At 66.3% G+C, this 18,941-nt stretch carries 15 protein-coding genes; 2 read left to right on the top strand and 13 right to left on the bottom strand.

Going from position 1 to position 18,941, the window contains the following annotated elements; genetic code table 11:
• Window positions 1-104: 104 nt before the first annotated feature.
• From galK to B047_RS0101960, 11 genes are all read right to left on the bottom strand, one after another.
• Window positions 105-1,148 (bottom strand): galactokinase, encoded by a 1,044-nt coding sequence (gene galK, locus B047_RS0102010; RefSeq protein ID WP_018465291.1) that lies wholly within the window; start codon window positions 1,146-1,148, stop codon window positions 105-107.
• Between the two features lie 55 nt (window positions 1,149-1,203).
• Complete coding sequence (locus B047_RS0102005; protein ID WP_018465290.1) at window positions 1,204-2,199, bottom strand: M24 family metallopeptidase; 996 nt, start codon at window positions 2,197-2,199, stop codon at window positions 1,204-1,206.
• On the bottom strand, window positions 2,196-3,236 hold the full coding sequence (gene galT / locus B047_RS0102000) for a galactose-1-phosphate uridylyltransferase (protein WP_018465289.1): 1,041 nt from the start codon (window positions 3,234-3,236) through the stop codon (window positions 2,196-2,198). The genes B047_RS0102005 and galT overlap by 4 nt, the downstream gene beginning before the upstream one ends.
• The gene (locus B047_RS0101995; RefSeq protein WP_026234533.1) at window positions 3,229-4,704 is read right to left on the bottom strand and encodes a glycoside hydrolase family 36 protein; all 1,476 of its coding nucleotides are present in this window, start codon (window positions 4,702-4,704) and stop codon (window positions 3,229-3,231) included. Before B047_RS0101995 ends, galT begins: the two co-directional genes overlap by 8 nt.
• Window positions 4,679-5,968 carry an MFS transporter gene (locus B047_RS0101990; RefSeq protein ID WP_018465287.1) on the bottom strand — a complete coding sequence of 430 codons (1,290 nt, stop codon included), beginning with the start codon at window positions 5,966-5,968 and terminating at the stop codon, window positions 4,679-4,681. Before B047_RS0101990 ends, B047_RS0101995 begins: the two co-directional genes overlap by 26 nt.
• Window positions 5,965-6,774, bottom strand: coding sequence for a carbohydrate deacetylase (locus tag B047_RS0101985; protein ID WP_157205780.1), 810 nt, complete (start codon window positions 6,772-6,774; stop codon window positions 5,965-5,967). The genes B047_RS0101990 and B047_RS0101985 overlap by 4 nt, the downstream gene beginning before the upstream one ends.
• Window positions 6,771-8,711: a beta-galactosidase gene (locus tag B047_RS0101980; protein WP_026234495.1), complete on the bottom strand. Its 1,941-nt coding sequence runs from the start codon at window positions 8,709-8,711 to the stop codon at window positions 6,771-6,773. Before B047_RS0101980 ends, B047_RS0101985 begins: the two co-directional genes overlap by 4 nt.
• A gap of 34 nt (window positions 8,712-8,745) precedes the next feature.
• Window positions 8,746-9,582: a carbohydrate ABC transporter permease gene (locus B047_RS0101975; RefSeq protein ID WP_018465284.1), complete on the bottom strand. Its 837-nt coding sequence runs from the start codon at window positions 9,580-9,582 to the stop codon at window positions 8,746-8,748.
• Entirely contained in the window at window positions 9,583-10,434 is an 852-nt protein-coding gene (locus tag B047_RS0101970; RefSeq protein WP_018465283.1) for a carbohydrate ABC transporter permease, read from the bottom strand.
• 57 nt (window positions 10,435-10,491) lie between these two features.
• Window positions 10,492-11,763, bottom strand: a complete 1,272-nt coding sequence (locus B047_RS0101965; protein WP_157205779.1) for an ABC transporter substrate-binding protein — start codon at window positions 11,761-11,763, stop codon at window positions 10,492-10,494.
• Window positions 11,764-11,903: 140 nt separating this feature from the next.
• A complete protein-coding gene (locus tag B047_RS0101960; RefSeq protein WP_018465281.1) occupies window positions 11,904-12,677 on the bottom strand; it encodes a DeoR/GlpR family DNA-binding transcription regulator in 774 nt (257 codons plus the stop codon).
• A gap of 109 nt (window positions 12,678-12,786) precedes the next feature.
• Here B047_RS0101960 and B047_RS16040 point away from each other — a divergent pair, with 109 nt between their 5' ends.
• Window positions 12,787-13,224: a GNAT family N-acetyltransferase gene (locus B047_RS16040; protein WP_018465280.1), complete on the top strand. Its 438-nt coding sequence runs from the start codon at window positions 12,787-12,789 to the stop codon at window positions 13,222-13,224.
• A gap of 50 nt (window positions 13,225-13,274) precedes the next feature.
• On the opposite strand, the gene B047_RS17115 is transcribed toward B047_RS16040, so the two are convergent.
• Entirely contained in the window at window positions 13,275-15,521 is a 2,247-nt protein-coding gene (locus B047_RS17115; RefSeq protein ID WP_018465279.1) for a COG1470 family protein, read from the bottom strand.
• 124 nt (window positions 15,522-15,645) lie between these two features.
• Between B047_RS17115 and B047_RS17110 the strand changes: the two genes are divergently transcribed.
• Entirely contained in the window at window positions 15,646-16,734 is a 1,089-nt protein-coding gene (locus B047_RS17110; RefSeq protein ID WP_018465278.1) for a glycosyltransferase family 4 protein, read from the top strand.
• On the opposite strand, the gene B047_RS17405 is transcribed toward B047_RS17110, so the two are convergent.
• On the bottom strand, window positions 16,731-18,818 hold the full coding sequence (locus tag B047_RS17405) for a ThuA domain-containing protein (RefSeq protein WP_084784910.1): 2,088 nt from the start codon (window positions 18,816-18,818) through the stop codon (window positions 16,731-16,733). The two genes, B047_RS17110 and B047_RS17405, sit on opposite strands and share 4 nt — an antisense overlap.
• Between the last annotated feature and the right edge of the window lie 123 nt (window positions 18,819-18,941).

Below are 18,941 nucleotides of genomic sequence, written 5' to 3'. Positions count from 1 at the left end.
GAAGGTCTTTGGTTTGGGTGATTATCTTTTTGAATCCGGTATGAAACGGGTATCTCGTAGGGGCGCACTGTGCTGCGCCCTGGTTCTCTATCGTGGGAGCCGCTTTAAAACACCTGCGCCTTGGGGTAGTCCTTCAGCACGCCGCGTTTGAAGCACTCGAAGTCCTCGGCCTTGATCAGCGCGACGGCGGCACCGCCGAAGCCCGCGCCGGTGAGCCGGGCGCCGATGGCCCCGTGTTTGCGGGCGACCTCCACGAGCTCGTCGAGTTCGGGGATGGAGACCTCGTAGTCGTCGCGCAGGCTGACGTGGGAGGCGTACATCAGCTCGCCAAAGCGCTGCACGTCGCCTTTGCGCAGGGCTTCAATGCCCTCGAGCACCCGCGCGTTCTCGCTGACGACGTGCCGGGCCCGGCGCTTGACGGGTTCGGGCAGGGCCTCGACTTTGGGGAGGTCTTGCAGGCCCACGTCGCGCAGGGCTTTCACGCCCAGCAGGCGGGCGGCCTCCTCGCACTCGGCGCGGCGGGTATTGTAGCCGCTCTCGGCCAGGCGGCGGGGCACGCCGGAGTCGAGCACCACCACGCGGTAACCCTCGGGGAGGGGGACGAGATGGGACTCGAGGCTGCGCGTGTCGAGGAAGAGGGCAAAGCCCTGGCGACCGACAGAGGCGGCCATCTGGTCCATGATCCCGCAGCGCACGCCCACGTACTCCACCTCGGCTTTTTGTGCCAACAGCGCGATCTGCACGTCGTCTAGGGGGAGGTGGTAGAGCTCGCGTAGAGCACGGATGACCGCGACCTCGAGCGCCGCCGAGCTTGACAGCCCGCCCACCGCCGGTACCTGGCTGGTGATGTAGGCTTTGAGCCCGCCCACCTCGAGCCCGGCCTGCCGCAGCGCCCAGACGCAGCCCGCCACGTAGTCGAGCCAGTCGCCCTGCGCGCCCTCGCCGAGCTCGCGGCTCCTGAACTCGCCAAAGCGCTCGGCATAGGCCTCGATGCGCTCGGAGGGGCTGGCCTCGAGGTGGGTTTGGTAGACGAGGGGGGTGGGGAAGACGAAGCCATCGTTGTAATCGGTGTGCTCGCCCAGCAGGTTGACCCTCCCAGGGGCCTGGGCGCGCACCTGAGGTTCGCTGCCGAAGTAATCCTTGAACATGAGCTTCTCCGAAGGAGGGGTATTGCGGGGGGCTATCGACCATCGACACTAACGCTTACCCCTCCATCACCAAAGGCCGCAGCCGCCCGGCGAACTCGGCGGTGGGCCACTCGGGGTCGGGGGTGAGGTTCTCGAGCCCGGTGGGGGTAAGCAAGAAGGTATCCTCGACCTTGGCGCCGGGCAGGCTGGGGTTGTAGGCCAGGAGCATGCCGGTCTCGAGCCGCACCTCGCTTCCCGGCTGCGCCAGCACTTCGCGGGGGCGGTAACCGGCGACGCCGCCTTGGTGGTGCTTCTCGAACTCCTGGGCGCGCCCGATGTGCACGTAGGCCTCGCGCAGGGCCTGGGCCACCTGCCCCAGGGTGACGCCGGGGCGGGAGGCTCCCAGCGCTGCCGCCTCGACCTGCAGGACCTGGGCATTGAGGGCCTGAGCCTCAGGGTGTCCGAAGCTGCGCAGGCGGGTGGCGCTGAGGATCAGCCCGTGCCGCCGCCCGCAGACCACGCCCATGAACAGCCGCCCCAGCGGATGGTCTTTGGGCAGGGGATGGCGGTACTTGAAGAGGCGTTCTTCCCCGGCCACCAGCAGCACCACCGGTTGGATGCCGCGCGCCCACAGCTCCTCGGCGATGGCTCCCGCCAGTTCCCACTCACTCCACCCCCCCTCGGCAGAGCGCATGGCCTCGCCCAGGGCCGCTGCGGTATCGCGCCCCAGCGCCCGCGCGCGTTCCTGCTCGCCCGGCGAGAGCATCAGGCGCAGGGGGGTGAGGTCGTGCTGAAGGTCGGTGGGGCCGGGAGGGGTGAAGGGGGTGTACCAGGGGTAGGGCACGACCTCCAGGTCGGGGGTTTCTTCCTCGGCCATGCGGGCGGCCTCGATCTGGCTGGTGTGCAGGCGCAGGGTGTCGCAGACCTCGAGCCAGCCCACCCCGCGCAGCGTGACCACGGTGTTATCGCCCCCGGTGAGCCAGGCGAAGTTCTCGGGCTGCTGCACGAAGAGGCGCTCCAGGCCCCTCTGCTGCATCCAACCCCGCAGCCTCTCCAGCGCCGCCTCGTTCATAGCCGCACCTCGCGCAACTCGCGGGCGGTGCTTTCGGGCAGGGCGTCCATGGCAAAGGTGCCCGCGCCGATCTCGGTGCCGGCGAGGTATTTGAGCTTGTCCTTGCTGCGCAGGGGGGGGTAGAACTCCACGTGGAAGTGGAAGTGCTGCTCCTCGCCCTTGGGGGCGGCGTGCAGCACCATGATGTAGGGGAAGGGCCGGTCGAAGAGCTTGTCGTAGCGGGCCACCATCTGGCCCAGTTGGGAGGCGAAGCTCGAGAGCTCGGCGTCGGAGAAGGTCCAGGGGCCGGGGTGGAAGCGCTTGGGAAAGACCCAGACCTCGTAGGGGTAGCGGGCGAAAGGGGGCACCACGCAGAGGGTGTGCTCGTCCTCCTGTACGGTGTAGGGGCCGAGCTCGGGCAGCAGCTCGAGCAGCACCGGGCGCTGGCGAAAGGCCTCGAGCTCTTTTTGCAGGATGGGGGGAACCCAGGGGTAGGCGTAGATCTGGCCGTGGGGGTGGTGGATGGTCACGCCAACCTCCACCCCCCGGTTCTCAAAGGGCATCACGAAACGGATGTTCTCGCGGCCCAGCAGCTCCTCGTAGCGCTCGGTCCACACCCGCACCAGCAGCTCGCGCTGGGCCTGGCTGAGGGTGGCCAGGCTGCCGCTGAGCTCGGGGGTGAAGATCACCACCTCACAGTCGCCGTTGGCCTCGCGCGTGGGCACGGGCAGGCCCTCAGGCGGGGTACCAGCTCTGGGCGATAGCGACGGCCAGCGGTTTTGCAGCACGGCGATCTCGAAGTCCTCGAAGGGGATGTCGGTGGGAAAGCCGCCGGGTTTGCTGGGCGCCAGGGGGTCGTACTCCTTGGGCGGCAGGAATACCCGCCCCTGGCGGTGGGCGGCGTAGACCACCCACTCCTGCCGCAGGGGGTGCCAGCGGGCATGGGAGCTGGGAACTCCGGTAGCCTCGCCCTCCTCGAGGGGGGGCAGGGTGTGGGGTCGGTGGCCGTAGAGATAGATGTAGCGTCCGTCCTTCTTCTGGTAAACCCGTTTATGCATCGCGACCTCCGAGCCACTCGCCGAAATCCACCTCGCGCCCGCCCAGCAGGAAGCGGTAGCGTCCCTTCTGGCTTACCGCCACCGCCTCGCTCAGCCAGCGCTCCAGGGTCCGGCGTTCGTCGGGCTCGAGCCACTGCGGCGGGTCGGAGGTGGCGAGGAAGCCGGCGACTTTGGCGAGGTCTTGGAGTGCTTGGCGTTGGGGTGGGCTGAGCAGGTTGTAGCGGGTGCGGAAGTAGGCCACGTCGGGGTCGGTTTGCACCAGCGGGCGCAGCCACAGCCGGTGCAGCGAGGTGCGCAGCGCGTTGAGGCCGCCGGGCCCGGTGGGGTCATGCAGGTAGTCTTCGCGGTCCTCGTTGCGCCAGTAGGGGGCCACGTCAGGGCCGATGCGCAGGCCGTCCACCAGGCCCAGCGAGGGTAGGATGGGCGCGCCGCAAGCCAGGATGTACACCTCTTCGCCCGCCGCCTCGCGCACCACTCGCAGCGCCTCGCGGTAGGCCTGCTCGCGGGGGATGTTCTCGTGGCGCACACCGGGGAGCGCGGCGGCGTAGAGGAAATCGAGCTTGAGATAGGTGTACCCCCAGGCGACGGCCCGCTGGATCACCCCGCGCAGCCAGGCCCGCACCTGGGGGTGAGTGGTGTCCAGCGCGTAGTAGAAGCCGCCCCAGTTGATCCCGGCGGGCACCGGATCGCCCTGGGCGTCCTTCAAGAGCCAGTCGGGGCGTTCGCGGTAGAGCCTCGAGCTTGGCCGCACGATGAAGGGAGCCATCCACAAGCCGGGGATGTGGCCCATCGCCCGGATTTTCCTGGCCATAGCCTGCATCCCCGAGGGGAATTTCTCGTTCGCTTCCCAATCGCCCATGTCCTGCTGCCAGCCGTCGTCGAGCTGGAAGACCTCGAAGGGCAGCCCCTGCAGGCCCTCGAGCACCTCCTGGACCACCGTCTCGCTGATGCCGGTGTAGTAGCTGTACCAACTGCACCAGACCCGGGGTGCAGGGTTCTGCCCGCGCCGACCCAGCCGCTCGGCGAGCATCTGAGCGTAGTGCGCGAAGACCGCGCTTTCGTCGCCGTGGGCCACGTACCAGTCGCCCGCCCCGCTCTCGTAGAAGCCGCGCAGGGCCCGCCCGTGAGCCTCGACCCGGCCGCCGGGGGCCAGGGCCCCCAGCAGCAGCACCTTGCCGTCGGGGGTCTCCACCGCGCCCAGGGCGCTGCCGCCGTGGCGGGGAGAGAGGGCATAGACCGGGTCGTCGGCCTGAGGCCGCCGCCCTGGCGGCTGTATGGGCACGGGCGCTTTGTCCAGCTCGAGCCAACTGGCTAAGCTCCAGCTCTGCCAGCCGTGGCGGTAGAAGCGGGTGGGGGTCTCGGGTTGGTTGAGCTGCACGGTGCCCCCGTGCAGCAGGTAGCCCGTCCCGGCCGCCTGGCTGGACTCGGCCTGGATCTCGAGTTCAAGTCCGGCGAAGATCAGTCGCATTGCTCTCCCCCCAGGGGAACTGTCGTGCCACCAGCGCGGCCAGCGTCAGGGCCACGAAGGGGATCACGCCCATGAAGAAGCGGAAGGCCTCGCCCGCCTGGGTGCCGGGGTTGGCGCCGCTGTAGTAGCCGAACAGCGGCCCCAGCAGGGCGAAGCACAGCCCCAGCAACACCCCCGAGATGCGGGTGATGAAACCGTAGACGCTGTAGTAGATGGCCTCGCGGCGCCGCTGGGTGACGTCGGCGTCGCGGTCGATGATCTCGGCCAGTACGATCTCGCCCAGCACGCTCACCCCGCTGTAGCCCACGGCGAGGAGGCAGCCGATGGCGATGGCGCCGTAGAGGTTGAGGGGCAGGGCGAAGAGCAGGCTGGCCAAGGCGAATAATGTGATCGCCAGAATCCAGCTGGCCTTGACCCCGCGCCACAGGGTGATCCGGGCCCACACCGCCACCAGCGGCAGCGAGAGCACGAACACCGGCCCCAGCAGCAGCGAGGCCTGGCTGTCGGGTAGGCCCAGGGCGTACTTGACGTAGAAGGGGATCCCGGCCTGCAGCAGGCCCAGCACCAGGCTGATCAGGCTCCCGGCGGCGGCGAAGACCCAGAAGGGGCGGTTGCTGAGGGTGATGCGGAAGGCCTCGACCAGCCCCAGGGGCTCGGGGGCCTGGGCTTGGGGGTCCTCGCGGGTGCTGGCGATGGTGAAGCTCACCAGCAAGATCCCCACCACTGCGCAGACCACCGCCATGCCGGTGAAGCCCAACTGCTCCTTGAGCAAAGGCACCAGCACCACCGCCAGCAGCAGCCCCACCACCTGAAAAGCCTGCTTGACCGCGCTGGCCCTGGCCCGGGCGTCGGGGCTGCGGAAGAGCTCGGGGAAGAGGGCGGAGTAGTTGGTCCAGGTCATGGCCGCCGCCGTCTCGAAGAGCAGGATGCCGATGAGGAAGTAGTAAAACAGCAGCCCGCTCTCGCGGATCGCCTCGGGCGGGGAGAAGACCACCACCAGCATCAGCATGTACAGCGGCAGCCCCGCCATCATCCAGGGGCGGCGCCGGCCCAGGCGGCTTTTGGTGCGGTCGGACCAGTAGGCGAAGAAGGGGTCGTTGAAGGCGTCCCAGACCGAGTAGGCGGTGCGCGCCAGCGCCAGCAGCGCGGCCGCGAGCCCCAGGAAGTCGGTGTAGAAGTACCACAGGTACAGCCCGAAGGCCTGCCCGGGGAAGGTCAGGCCCAGCATCCCGATGCCGTAGGTCAGGGGCGTGCCTCTGCTCATAACATTCTCCTCCACGCCTCTCGCACGGCTCGCCAGGTCAGGGGCTCGAACCCGCCGATCACCCGCCGCACCTCGGGGTCCTTGAGGGCCTCGAGGTCGGCTTTGCGCCCCGGCCAGTCCTCCAGGAAGTGGCCCTCCGGGTCGCCGGTGGCGGCGTGGTGGATGAGTTGGTAGACCCCTGGCCCCAGCCGTGAGAGGCTTTGCAAGTACCATTCTCGCCGCTGTTGGGGGGGGATGCCGTAGCCGTCTACCACCACCACCTGGGGCAGCGCGGAGCTGTTGCTCAGCTTCTGTAAGGCGGGGAGGAAGCTTGGCGGTAGGGAGAGTGTCTCGAGGTTGGCCGGAACCAGCGCGGGCAGCCGGTACTCCCGAGCTAGCTTGAGGTAAATTTCGGCCAGGTCGGGGCGCAGCAGCGCGCCCATGTGGGAGTCGATGTGGGTCAGGTCGAAGGCCCGCAGCCCGGCTTCAATCTGAGCCCGCAGCTCGGCTTCGACCTCGGCGGGCTCGAGCTGCTGCCAGGCCGCCTCCACGCTGCTCCAGAAAAACCCCTGGGGGTTGCGCAGGCTTTTCCCCGCGCTCATGGGCCGCAGGGCCAGCGAGTCCTGGCCGCTGGTGAGTGTGAGGTGCACGCCCAAGTCGGGGCCGGACAGCCCCCCCACGCAGCAGCCCATCATCATCACCGAGCCGGTGGGGAGGCCCAACTCGCGGTAGGCCCGGTTTTGGGCCTGGCTCAGCCCCAGGTCGTCGTGATGAACGATCAACGCCCGCTTGCCCTCGAGGCCTAGCTTGCTCCAGAGTTCTCTCACGTCTTCCTCCACGCACTGACCCCGTAGGCTTCTACGGTAGGCCCGCCCAAGACGAACTCGGCGCCTTTGGGAGCGGGAGCGGCCTGGGGGTGGGGTGCGTAGTTGAAGGCGAAGGTGAGCTCGCCGCGCCGCCGAATACGCAGGCCGTCGGGCAGGAGCTGAACTTGGAGGCCAAGGTTGCTCGCCAGACGCCCCAAATAGGCGATGAGAAACTCCTGGCTGGGCCAGAAGGCCAGGTAGTGCAGGTAATTGTTCTGGAAAATCGCGCCCTTGCCATCGGCAAAATTGCCGAGGGGCTCGAGCCGGCTTTCGATCCACTCCCGCCAGATCGATGATCGGTAGCGCTCTCCCTGCCACGCCACCTCGAAGTCCACCCCTGGCCGCAGCGACTCGACCCGCGCCACCTTGATGGGCAGCAGCGCTTGCAGCGGTCCTGGGGGTAGCTCGGGAGGGATGGAGAGCGATTCGGTTTTGGAGCCGGTGCGCGGCCCCAGGACCACAGGGGCCTGGGCAGAGCGCAGGGCCCGCAACGCCTCCTCGCGCACAATGGGCAGGCTGGGCACCACCACCAACCGGTAGCCCTCGAGGCTCCCCCCCGGCCTCACGAAGTCCACGTCCAGGCCGAGTGAGCGCAGCGCCTGGTAGAAGGCCCAGCTCAGGTCGCGGTAGCTGAACTCCTGGCCCTGGGGCAAGGCGCGGTAGAGCCAGTCGGCCTCGTAGTCGAAGACCAAGGCTACTGGGGCTGTTTGGGTTTGGGGCAGAGGGAGGGCTTGCAGCTCCCGCGCCACCTGCTGTGCTTCGAAATAGCCCACGTCGGGCTGGAAGTCGGGGCGGTTGAGGCCGGCGTGGAATTGCTCCTGAGCCTGGGGGAACTGCCGCCAGCGGAAGTAGCTCACCACCTCGGCCCCGTGGGCGATGGCTTCCCAGGTCCACAACCGCACCATGCCGGGGGCGGGGGAGGGGTTGTGGGCCGCCCAGTTGACTGGCCCCGGCTGCTGCTCCATGACCCACCAGCGCCCCTTGACGCCCCGGTAGAGGTCGTGGTGAAAGGCGGCCATGTCGGGGTGGCCGGTGTGGGCGTAGCGCAGCTTGTCCTGTGGGCTCACCGGCAGCACGCCCATGTCGGTGAAGCCTAGCGGGTAGCTGTCCCAGCCCGCCACGTCGAGATCCTCGGCCAGCTTGAAGTGGTCGAAGTCGGGGGTGTAGCCCATGAAGTTGTGGATGATGAAGCGCCCCGGCGAGTGCTGGCGCAGGATCTCGACCTGCATGCGGTTATAGGCTGCGACCTGGTCGGAGGAGAAACGGTAGAAGTCGAGCCAGTGGGAGGGGTTGGCCTCGGTGACGGTGAGGTTGGGCAGCTCGATCTCTTCGAAGCTCTGGTACTCCATGCTCCAGAAAACGTTACCCCAGGCCGCGTTTAGCGCCGTGATATCGCCGTAGCGAACCTTTAGCCACTGCCGGAAGGCCCACAGGTCCTCGGGGCCATAGCTGCGGGTGGTGTCGTGGCAGCCGTACTCGTTGTCGGTTTGCCAGCCTGCGACGTGGGGGTTGGTGCCGTAGCGCCGGGCGAAGAGGGTGACGATGCGGCGGGAGTGCTCGAGGTAACTGCGGCTGGAGAAGCTGTAGTGGCGCCTCGAGCCAAATTTGCGCACCCGGCCCTGGGCGTCGTAGGCCAGGATGTCGGGGTGTTTGTCGATGAGCCACTTGGGGGGGGTGGCGGTGGGGGTCCCCAGCACCACCTTAAGCCCCTCGCGGCCTAGCGTCTGGATGGCCTCGTCGAGCCACTCGAACTCGAGCCGTCCCTCCTCGGGCTCGACGCGGCTCCAGCTAAACTCGCCGATGCGCACGTAGGTCAGGCCCAGCTCCCGCATTCTGCGGGCGTCCTCGGCCCAGCGCTCGCGGGGCCAATGTTCGGGGTAGTAGCACACGCCTAGCATACGGTCCTCACAGGTAGATGAAATAACTCGACGATCAGTCCTTTACCCCTCCCGCTGCGATTCCGGCAACGAACTGCCGCTGCAGGAAGACGAAGAGGATCAGGAAGGGTACCGTCATCAGCACCGCGCCCACCATGATCCCACCCCAGCTCACCCGCGTGAGCCCGATCAGCGAGCCCAGCGCCACCGGGGCGGTGAGGGCGGCCTTGTTGTCGGGCGAGAGCACCAGCAAGGGCCAGAGGTAGTCGTTCCAGGCGGTGAGAAAGAGGATCAGCGAGAGCGCGGCCATGGCCGGGCGCACCAGCGGCAGGGCGATCTGGAAGAAGATGCGCCACTCCCCGGCCCCGTCGATGCGGGCGGCCTCGAGCAGGCTGTTGGGCAGGCTGAGGAAGCTCTGGCGCATGTAGAACACCCCTAGACTGTTGGCCAAGCCGGGCAGCACCACCGCCCAGTAGGTGTTGGTGAGTTTGAACTCGCGGGCGATGAGGATGTACTGCGGGATCACCACCACGAAGTAGGGGATGGTGAGGGTAGCGATGACGACGGTGAACAGCGCACTGCTTCCCCAGAAGCGGAAGCGGGCAAAGGCGTAGCCAGCCAGGCTGGCCAGCAGCACCGAGAGCCCTGTGTAGATGAGCGAGATGACCACGCTGTTGAGCAGCGTGCGCCAAAAGTTGGTGTCGGCATTGAGGTTTTGCAGGTTGGTGAAGAAGTCGCCGCCTGGCAGGAGGGGGGTGGGTGTGCTGAAGATGTCGCGCTCCGGCAGCGTCGAGAAGACGAACATCAACCACAGCGGGGCGAGCCACAGCAGGGCCAAGGGCACCAAAAACAGGTGCAGCCAGATCGAGCGGATAAGTTGCTGGCGGCGCATTCAGTCCCTCCCGAAGAAGCGGAGCTGGATCAGCGAGAATACCGCCGCCAGCAGCGCCACCGTGTAGGCGATGGCCGAAGCGTAGCCGAAGTTGAAGCTGCGGAAGCCCTGCTGGTAGAGGTAGGTGCCCAGCGTCATGGTGGCGGTGCCAGGGCCGGAGTTGGTGATGAGGAAGGGCTCGGTGAAGAGCTGCAGGGTGCCGATGATCGAGAGCACGAAGCAGAACAGCAGCACCGGTCGGATGCCCGGCAGTGTGATCCGCAGGAACTGCTGCCAGGGGGTCGCCCCGTCGATGGCGGCGGCTTCGTAGATGTCCTTGGGGATGCTCTGCAGGCCCGCCAGGATGATGATGGCGTTGTAGCCGGTCCAGCGCCAGGTGACCACCAGGATAATCACGGCCATGGCCGGGCCCGGCGTATACAGCCAATCCACCGGGCCCAGCCCCAACACCTTCAGGCCGGAGTTGAGGGCGCCGAAGTCGGTGTTGAAGATCAGACGGAACACGGCGGAGTAGGCCACCGCGCCCACCACCACCGGGGCGAAGAAGGCGAAGCGGAAGAATGGTCTGAATTTGAGTAGCCGCGAGTTGAGGGCCACAGCCAGCGCAGTGGCAAGGGCCAGCATCAGCGGCACCTGGATGAGCAGGATCAAAAAGGTGTTGCGCAGGGCGTCTTGAAAGGTGGCATCCTGGAGGATGCGCCCCCAGTTGGCCCCGGGGTTCCACGCCCAGGGGAAGGAGCGTGTGTCGAGAAAGGACAGATAGAAGGAGTAGAGGATGGGCCAGGCCCAGAACACACCGAAGATGAGCAGGTAGGGGAGCAGAAAGGTATAGGGGGTCAGGTTCCTCCGCACGGCTCCTCCGCTTAGGAAAAGGGGTGGGGGTAATGCCCCACCCCCTTTACTCGAGGCCTACTTAGCGATGGGCAACCCGGTCGCGGATGAGATCTGCTTGGCGGCGCTGTCCAGGGCTTCCTTGGCACTCTTGAACCGGCCGGATACGTAGTCGGCCTGGACCTTGATCATGATCTGACGGGCTTCTTGGAAGTACTGGGTACCGCGGGCCTGGGGTACGTCGCCCAGGGTGCCGAGGATGGTCTTCCAGATGGCCTGACCGCCCCAGTACTTGCTCGCGGCGTTGACATAGGGGTCCTTGAGGGCGGGCAGGTAGGAGGGCACGAGCCCGTACTCCTTGAGCATGGTCACCTGGCCCTCGGTGGTGGCGAGCGCGTGACGGATGAAGGCCCAGGCGGCGGCCTTGTTCTTGGAGGAGGCGGGCAGGGCCAGGGCCGAGCCGCCCAGGTTGGCCGCGCGCACCCCGCCCTTCTTAGCAGCGGGCATGCGGAAGACGCCCCACTTGCCCTCGAGCTCGGGGGCGTTGGAGCGGATGGTGCCCTCGTACCAGCCGCCGAACATGGCGGTGGCTACCTTGCCAGCCTTGAAGGCCTGGATCTGCTCGTTCCAGCCGCCCTGCATCACCACACCCGCGTCGATGAGCTTCTTGACGGTCTCGAGCGCGCTCACGCAGCCGGGCTTGTTGACGGTTACGCTCTTGGCGTCGTTGGAGAAGTAGAAGCAGCCGTTCTGGTTGGCGAGCATGCGGAACCACTCGTCGTCGGTGCCGTTGGCGATGACGCCCACCTTGGCGCCCGTGGCGGCGACGATCTTCTTACCCGCGGCGATGTAGTCGTCCCAGGTCTCGATGGAGTCGGGGTTGACGCCGGCTTTCTGGTAGAGGTCGCGGCGGTAGAACATCACCACGGGGCCGGAATCCCAGGGCATGGCGTAGGTCTTGTTACCCACTTGGAGCTCGGTCCACTTAAAGGCTGGGAAGTTACCCTTGAAAGCGTTGGCGCTGGGCGCAAGGGTGTTGAGGTCGGTGAAGCAATTGGGGAAGCGCGCCCAGAATACCTCGGCCTCGTTGTTCTCCACCGAGTACACGTCGGGCAGGTCGGTTCCGCCGGCGGCGCAGCCCGAGAGTCCTTTGTCGTAGACTTGCTGGTTGCCCAGGTCCACGACGTTGACCTTGACGTTGGGGTACAGCTTGTTAAAGCTGGGCACCGTGGCCTGAAGCGCCTTGGCCGCGATGTCCCATGACCACACGGTAATTTCGCCACTGATGTTGCCCTGGGCCATTCCCAAACCCGCGGCAACCATCCCTAGAGCCATCCACCGTTTGACCATAAACCCTCCTCCTTATAAACCCCCACGGACGACCCAATCACCGCGGTGCTTGCAACCAGCGAAGGTCGACCTGGGGTTCAGGGGGAGTCTATTCGGCTTTCGATAACTTGTCAATGCCTTTTAATGCTTGCGAAAATGCCCTAGACCGTTACCACCTCGAGCCCCGCCGCACGCAGTTGCTCGAGGTCCTCGCCACGGGCCTTGCGGCTGGTCACCAGGAGGTGAGCGGCCTGCAGGGGAGCGATGCGGGCTGCGGCGACTTGCATGAGCTTGGAGTGGTCGGCCAAAACGATGGACTCGCGGGCCGAGCGCAGCATGGCCCGCTTGATCTCGGCCTCTTGCAGGTTGGTGTTGGTGAGGCCGCGCTCAGGGTGGACCCCGTTGCAGCCGATGAAGGCCTTGTCGGCGTTGATCTCCTGGAGCAGCAGCGTGCCGTAAGGGTTGACCAGGGAGTGCTGCAAAGGCCGCAGGGTGCCCCCGGTGACGATCACGGTTATGCCGGGGTGTGACTCCAGCATGAGGGCGATGTTGAGGGCGCTGGTCACCACCACCACGTTGCGCAACCCCTGGGGAAGGGCTTTAGCCAGCTCGGTGGTGGTGCTGCCTACGTCGAGGATGATGGTCTGGCCGTCTTTGACCAGGCCTGCGGCGTACTGGCCGATGCGCTCTTTCTCGCGGGCGTGCACCTGGCGGCTGGCCTCCAGCGGCAGCTCGAAGCGCTTGCTCTCCGCGGGCACCGCCCCACCCCGCGTGCGCCGCAGCAGGCCGCTGCCCTCGAGGTGCTCGAGGTCGGTGCGGATGGTCACCGTCGATACATTGAAGCGCTCGGAGAGCTCGCTCACGCGAACCTGGCCGTCCCTGCGCAGGATCTCCAGGATCTCCCGGTGGCGCAGCGTGGCTTCCAGAGAGGGCATAGCGAAAGCATACGAAAGTTTGTACAACTTTGCCAAGCCGCGCCCACCGGCGCGCGCTTTTCCGGTATAACCGTGGACATGCTCGTGGACGTGACCACCTCACCTCCACATGCTCTCCCCCTCCGAGCTCAGGCCCTCGAGCGCCGTAGGCGGGGAGTGGTACTGGATCGACCGCCTGGACTGGACTTACGAGCAGTGGCGCCAGTGGGTAGAGCGACCCGAACTCGAGACCTGGGTGGCCTACTTCCAGGACACCCCGGCGGGCTACTGCGAACTCGAGCGGCAGGGCGAGGCCGTCAACATCGCCTATTTCGGCCTGATTCCCCGCTTCATTGGTCGGGGCATCGGCGGGGTGCTGCTCACGCGCTGCCTCGAGCGCGCCCGGGCCATGGGCGCTAAGCGCCTGACGGTCAACACCTGCACCCTCGACGCTCCCTGGGCGCTGGCGAGCCACCAGGCTAGGGGGTTCAGGATTTACCGCCAGGAAACGGCTGCCAAAGAACTTCCCGATCGTCCGATAGGACCTTGGCCGGGCTCGAGGCCCTAACCCTGCTCGTTTGCCAACCGGCGGGCGAGGGTGTGCTCTGAAGATAGCTTCTAATTCTTATCCGTAAGGCCGTTTTCGATGTTCATGAAAGCCTGAGGGGCATCGCCACAAGCTTCATAGAACATGAAGAAGGGGTCACGGGTGAAGCACTCGGCGTTGGGGGGATTGGAGGTGGAGAAGCTGAAACCGGGCTTGAGGTATTGGCGCACCGCGGCGGGATCGGAGGCCGAGAGCAGCTTTTTGCCGTAGATGTCGGTGTAGAACACACCGGTAGCGGCGGCTTGAGCGGCATTGACCCCCAGGCCTGGGGCGAAGGCAAACAGGCGCATTTCGCCGGTGTTCTGGCCGATGCGCATGAGGTCGGTGGCGGCGGAACAGCTGTGGGACTTGCAGGCGGTGATGGGGTTGACGGTGTCGAAGGTGAGGCCGGCGGTGTTGAGCCCGATGATCAGGCCGCGTCCGTCGGAACGCCAGGGTTCGTAGCCGTTGAGGTCGGGGTAGACCTTGAGCTTGCGCTCGCCGGTGGTGTCGCTGAGCTGGCCTGGGGCGGGGACACCTGGGGGACAGGAGGCGTCGAGGGGGGAGTCGGTGTTGTTGTCGGTGGCTGGACCAAAGTCGGCCAGTAGGTTGAGGTCGGCCATGATCTCGCCGGTGGCCTTGTGGGCGATGACTACCTGCAGGCTGTGGAACCGGCGACAGATGCGGCCGGCGCCGCCGGTGCCGAAGTGATGCACGAAGAGGATGCGGTAACCGTCGCGCTCCCAGACGTAGTTTTTGAAGCCGGGGTTAGGCTCGGGGAGGGTGCCGTTGGCGTGGAGGGGGTCACGGCTGCTGAGGTAGCCATAGGCGGGTTGGAAACCGGGCTTGAGGAGGCTGGGGTCGGAGCCGTGGTCGTGACCGAAGTAACACCAGTAGACGGGGTCTACTTGGGGGTGCCAGGTGGGGTAGGTGCGCCCGTCAGGGCCGGTGGTGAGGTAGAGGTCGTGGACCCATGAGGGACAGGGTTTGTTGGGCTCTGCCGCGGGGGTGCCTCGTTGGGTGGGGGCGGGGGAGGGGGTGCCGTCCTTTTCGGCGAAGAGCAGCAGATAGGTGTAGAGGTTCTGGGCCTGGCTGGCTCCGGGGTCGTAGACCGAGCCGAGCTGGACGGTCTGGCCGGCGGGGAAGTTCTTGGTGTAGACGGGGCGGTCGGCGTTGTTGATGCGCACGGTACCCTGGGGACTCCAGTTGTTCTTCAGCCAGGCGGGTACCTTGCTGGGGTCGGCCCGCCAGACCACCGCCAGGCGGGCCTCGCGGTTGAGGGTGAGGTTGATGAAGGTGGGCTTGTCGTACTGCCAGACCGAACCGTGCTTGCCGCCGTTGGGCGGAAGGAGTACGTCCCAGCCCTGGAAGCCGCCGGCGTTGTTGATGGTCCAGTTGCCCTGGGCGTCGCTGAGGGTGTTGTTGGTGGTGAACTGACGGGGGCGGTAGACCATGTCCTCTACTGCGGGCTGGTCGCCCTCAGGGCTGCTCTGCAGCCACTGGTAGCTGCGCAGCAGTGTGGGGGTGCTACCTCCCGTGGGTGGGGGTGGGGAGGAGGCGGTGAGGGTGAGGGTAAAGGGGGCGTCTTTGCTGGTGCCTCCCGCAGTGCCCCTGACCCTCAGGCTGTAGGTGTTGGCCTGAACTGTGCTGGCCACGCTTATGGTGAGGGTACTGCTGCTTTCCGTGCTACTGGCGGGGTTGAAGCTGGCGCTGATGCCAGCGGGCAGGGCGCTGCCGTTTGAGCTTTCCAAGCTCAGGCTGACCGCGCCGGTGAAGTTGTTGCGCACGATGCTCACCTCGGCGGTGGTTGTGACTGAGCCGCTGGTGGGTAGCTCGAGGCTGCGACTGGAGGGGTTGACACTCAGGCTGAAACTGCCGGGCTGGGGTTTCTCCTGCACGGTGAGGCTGAGGTAGCCATACTGGATTTGGTTGCCCGCGCTTCCCTTGATTTGCAGATCGTAGGTTCCAACGAGGGCGTCACCCGAGACCTCGAGGCTAAGGACGCTGCTGCCGCCGCTGGCCACGCTGGGGTTAAAGCCATAGCTAATCCCGCTTGGCAAGCCGCCCCCGCCCTTTTTTTCCAGGCTGAGGCTGACCGCCTCGCTGAAGCCGCCGTGCCGTTCGATGTTGAGTGTGATGCTTTTCTTTTCGCCCTGGACGAGAGTGAGGTGACTATCCGCAGCCGAGAGGGAGAGGGCGAAGGAGGCATCGGGGCTTTGCTGCGTGACGCAAGCCGTCATCACCAGCACGAGGGCAAGAAGGGGAAGGGGCTGCTTCACGGATTGAGTTCTCCTTGGGGTCAGGCGGCGGCTCTCAGGCTGCCGCAAGACCCATACCCATACATTGAAGCATGAGACCTGAGCGCTAAGCTTGAAGAGGGCCTAAAGTGGCCTTTAGTTCAGGATGGAACTCACGCTCGCGGTGCCCAAGCTCGAGACCTATTCTCCCCAAAGCGGGATCGGGCGGGTGCTGAGCAATTTGCGGGCGGGGTGGGGAGAGCGCGTGCGGGTGGTGGGGGCGGCCTACCGTAGCTTGCCTCTGCCGCTGCTGCGTAACCGGCCCATTGGGGTGCGGCTGGAGCAGCCCGCCGACTTGGTCCTGCTGCCCCAGCTCACCGGAGCCGAGGCTCTGCGCGACACCGGAGGTTTACCGGGGGTGGTGATCGTGCACGACATCGGGGTGGTGGACTTTCCCGGCGACCGAGGCACGCTCGGTTGGTGGAGCCACGAAAGCGTGAAGGCCAGCTTTTACGCCTTGCGCAGGGCCAGCCGAGTGATCGCCGTCTCGGAGTTCACCCGCGGGCGCTTGCTGCACCACCTGCCCCAGCTCGAGGGCCGGGTGGAGGTGGTACTCAACGGCGTGGACCCGACTTTCCTCGAGCCCGGCCCCACCCCCGAGCAAGCCCGTGAGCGCCTGAGTGACCACCTGGGGCGCGAGCTGAGGGGAGCGCTGGTGCTCTACGTGGGTACTGAGCTGCCGCGCAAGAACCTGGGCCTGCTGCTACGGGCTTTCGCCAGAACCCGAAAGGACTTCCCTGAGGCTGTGCTGCTCAAGGTCGGGGGGGCTGGCGGTCCCCGCTGGCGCGAGCAGACCCAGGCCCTGCTGCGCGAGTTGGCTCTGCGGGAGGGGCAGGACGTGCTCTTTCTGCAGGGCGTGGACGACGCGATGCTGCGATTGGCCTACTCCGCCGCCGACGCGGTGGCGCTGCCCAGCCTCTACGAAGGCTTTGGCCTGCCTGCCCTCGAGGCCCTGGCCTGTGGAACCCAGGTGCTGGTGACCGATTGTGCGGCCTTGCCCGAGGCGGTGGGGAGGGTGGGGGTGGTGGTCGAGCCGCAGCTCGAGGCCTTCGCCGCGGCGCTGGGGCGTCTGCTGGCCACCCCACCCACCCAGGAATGGCGCCAAGCCGCCCGCGATCACGCCTGCCAGTTGGCCTGGCCCAGCCGGGCCGAGGCCTATCTGGACATCATTCGGCGGGTGGCTGGCCGCGCCTAGCCTGGGCCGAGCCTACCGGCCCACCGAATGCCCCCGAGCAGGTGGGCTAAGAACCTGGGGTCACCGTAGTCGGCCTTGTCGGAACCGAGGTTGGTGTACCACGAGCGCCCGCCGTCGTAGGGGTGATACCAAGCCATGGGGTGGTCGCCGCCCATGGTACCCCCGTCCACGTAGCCCTCGTCGAGGTTGAGCAACACGCTGACACCGTTGGTTTTGGGATTGGCGTCGAAGTTATAGGCCTCGGTCTCGAAATACCACGGGCTGGGCAGGCCCTGGGTGGAGGGGTGAGAGCCGTCCACCACCGTTAGCTTGAGGCTGGCCGCCCGGATTTCGCTGGCAAACTTGGCCCCCACCAGCTTGACGTACCAGGGCCAGTCGGTCAGGGTATCCGCGGCGCTGTGGATCCCTACGAAGCCCCCACCCGATTGAATGTACTGTTGGAAGGCGGCTTGCTGAGAGGGGTCCAGCACCTTGCCTTGGGTGTTGAGGAAGATTACGGCCTTGTACTGGGTTAGGTTGCCGGGGGTGAAAGCTGAGGGGTCTTCGGTGGCATCCACGGCGAAACCGTTTTGGTCGCCGAGCTGGCGGATGGCGGCGAGGCCATCGGGGATGGAGTCGTGGCGGAAGGACTCGGTCTTGGAGAACACCAGCACCCGGCCGGAGGCGCTGTTGGCGGCCTGATTCTCCATGAGCACGACAGGGCCGCTACCGAAGCAAGCTTCGGGCTCGGGGCAGACGTGGCCGAAGATGTCGTAGTCTCCGTCGTTGCCGACATCGGCCACGCGGGTCTGGTGCAGCCCTTCGCTGGCGATGACCCTGGCCTCCCACTGGCCTGACCGGTTGAGCCAGACGAACAGACGCTTGTGGCCACGGAACTCCGAGCCCACCACGTCCAGGCGGCCATCCCCATCCATGTCCACCGCGTCCAGACTGTGGATGCTGTCGACGTCACTCTGGATGGGGTGCTCGAGCCAGCCCCCATCGTCACGGGGATCGGCGGGAGCCTCGAACCAGGCCACCTCCCCCCGCTGCTCGGAGGGGGAGAGGATCGCGTCCAGCCTTCCATCGGCGTTGAGGTCGACCAGCTTCACCGCGGCGTACTGGGGCCAGCCTGGAGCGAAGCTGTGCTTGACCCAGTTGCCGCTGGCGACGTTGCCGGCGGGATTCTTCATCCAGATGCCGCCCACGGCCAGGTCTGGCCAGCCGTCCTGGTCGAGGTCGCCCACGTCCAGGCCGTTGCGGCCATAACCGGGGTCGATGTCAAAGGGGCTCCACTGGGACTTGCTCTGCTGCAGGAACACGGTGATCACGGTGTCGCTTTCTCCGCGCATGATCACGTCGGGCTTGCCGTCTTTGTTGAGGTCGGCTACCACGATGTCGTGGGTGCCGGCGTTGCCCAGGGGGTGCTTGAGCCAGGTGCTTCCCGAGCCGTTGTTCTCATACCAGTTGCTGCCGACGATGAGGTCTAGGTCGCCGTCGGTGTCGAGGTCGGCCACTGCGCTGCCACTCTGGCTGCGGATGGAGGGGTCGATGGTGTGCTTGCTCCAGCCCGGAGCCTGGTACCACAGCAACTCGGCGTTGTCCCCGCCGATGATCAGATCGGGCAGTCCGTCGCCGTTGAGGTCGCCGATGCTCTTGATCCAGGCCGACTGGGGGCTTTGGGCGTCGATCTGGACCCGGCGAAAGCTGAGGCCGCCGGTGGGGGGAGGGGGGCTGTAGTTCAGGCTCACCGAGGCCGAGCCCCGGGTGTCGGTGGTGTTGTAGGCATAGACGGTGAGGGTATTGCCACCCTTTTGGAGGCCGCCGAGGTTGAAGCTGAAGGGAACGATCTTGCCGCTGGTGATGCCCACGCTCCGCTCGAGGCCGTCGTTGAGCTGGTAGGTCAGGCGGCTGATCCCCCTCGGATCGAGGGCTTCTCCCCGTACCTGGATCTGGCTCGAGGACACCACGGAGCCGTTGACGGGCTGCTCGATCCTGACTTGCGGAGAAGCCCCGCCTTCTTGGCTGCACGCCGCCAGCAGGAGAAGCAACCCCGCCAGCGTACAAAAGGCGATCTTCTGTGCTGATTTTGGTATAAATCCCATGGAGCCTCCGTGAGGCAGCAGCTAAGAACACATAATTCTGCGGGATTTTCCTCAGGACTTTAGAAGCCTCTAAAGCTTTGTTTATCTACCCCTGACCCTTTGGGCTGCCTCGACCTTGCTTCG

The organism is Calidithermus timidus DSM 17022 (genome assembly GCF_000373205.1).
Taxonomy (GTDB): Bacteria; Deinococcota; Deinococci; order Deinococcales; family Thermaceae; genus Calidithermus; species Calidithermus timidus.
Note: the sequence above shows the minus strand (reverse complement) of the source record. Positions and strands in the feature narration are given on the sequence as shown.

Coding starts and splice junctions, on each gene's coding strand:
- B047_RS0101990 (WP_018465287.1), bottom strand. CDS start 5,968: ATGAGCAGAGGCACGCCCCTGACCTACGGCATCGGGATGCTGGGCCTG.
- B047_RS0101995 (WP_026234533.1), bottom strand. CDS start 4,704: ATGCGACTGATCTTCGCCGGACTTGAACTCGAGATCCAGGCCGAGTCC.
- B047_RS0101975 (WP_018465284.1), bottom strand. CDS start 9,582: ATGCGCCGCCAGCAACTTATCCGCTCGATCTGGCTGCACCTGTTTTTG.
- B047_RS17110 (WP_018465278.1), top strand. CDS start 15,646: ATGGAACTCACGCTCGCGGTGCCCAAGCTCGAGACCTATTCTCCCCAA.
- B047_RS0102005 (WP_018465290.1), bottom strand. CDS start 2,199: ATGAACGAGGCGGCGCTGGAGAGGCTGCGGGGTTGGATGCAGCAGAGG.
- B047_RS0101965 (WP_157205779.1), bottom strand. CDS start 11,763: ATGGTCAAACGGTGGATGGCTCTAGGGATGGTTGCCGCGGGTTTGGGA.
- B047_RS0101960 (WP_018465281.1), bottom strand. CDS start 12,677: ATGCCCTCTCTGGAAGCCACGCTGCGCCACCGGGAGATCCTGGAGATC.
- B047_RS17405 (WP_084784910.1), bottom strand. CDS start 18,818: ATGGGATTTATACCAAAATCAGCACAGAAGATCGCCTTTTGTACGCTG.
- galK (WP_018465291.1), bottom strand. CDS start 1,148: ATGTTCAAGGATTACTTCGGCAGCGAACCTCAGGTGCGCGCCCAGGCC.
- galT (WP_018465289.1), bottom strand. CDS start 3,236: ATGCATAAACGGGTTTACCAGAAGAAGGACGGACGCTACATCTATCTC.
- B047_RS0101980 (WP_026234495.1), bottom strand. CDS start 8,711: ATGCTAGGCGTGTGCTACTACCCCGAACATTGGCCCCGCGAGCGCTGG.
- B047_RS16040 (WP_018465280.1), top strand. CDS start 12,787: ATGCTCTCCCCCTCCGAGCTCAGGCCCTCGAGCGCCGTAGGCGGGGAG.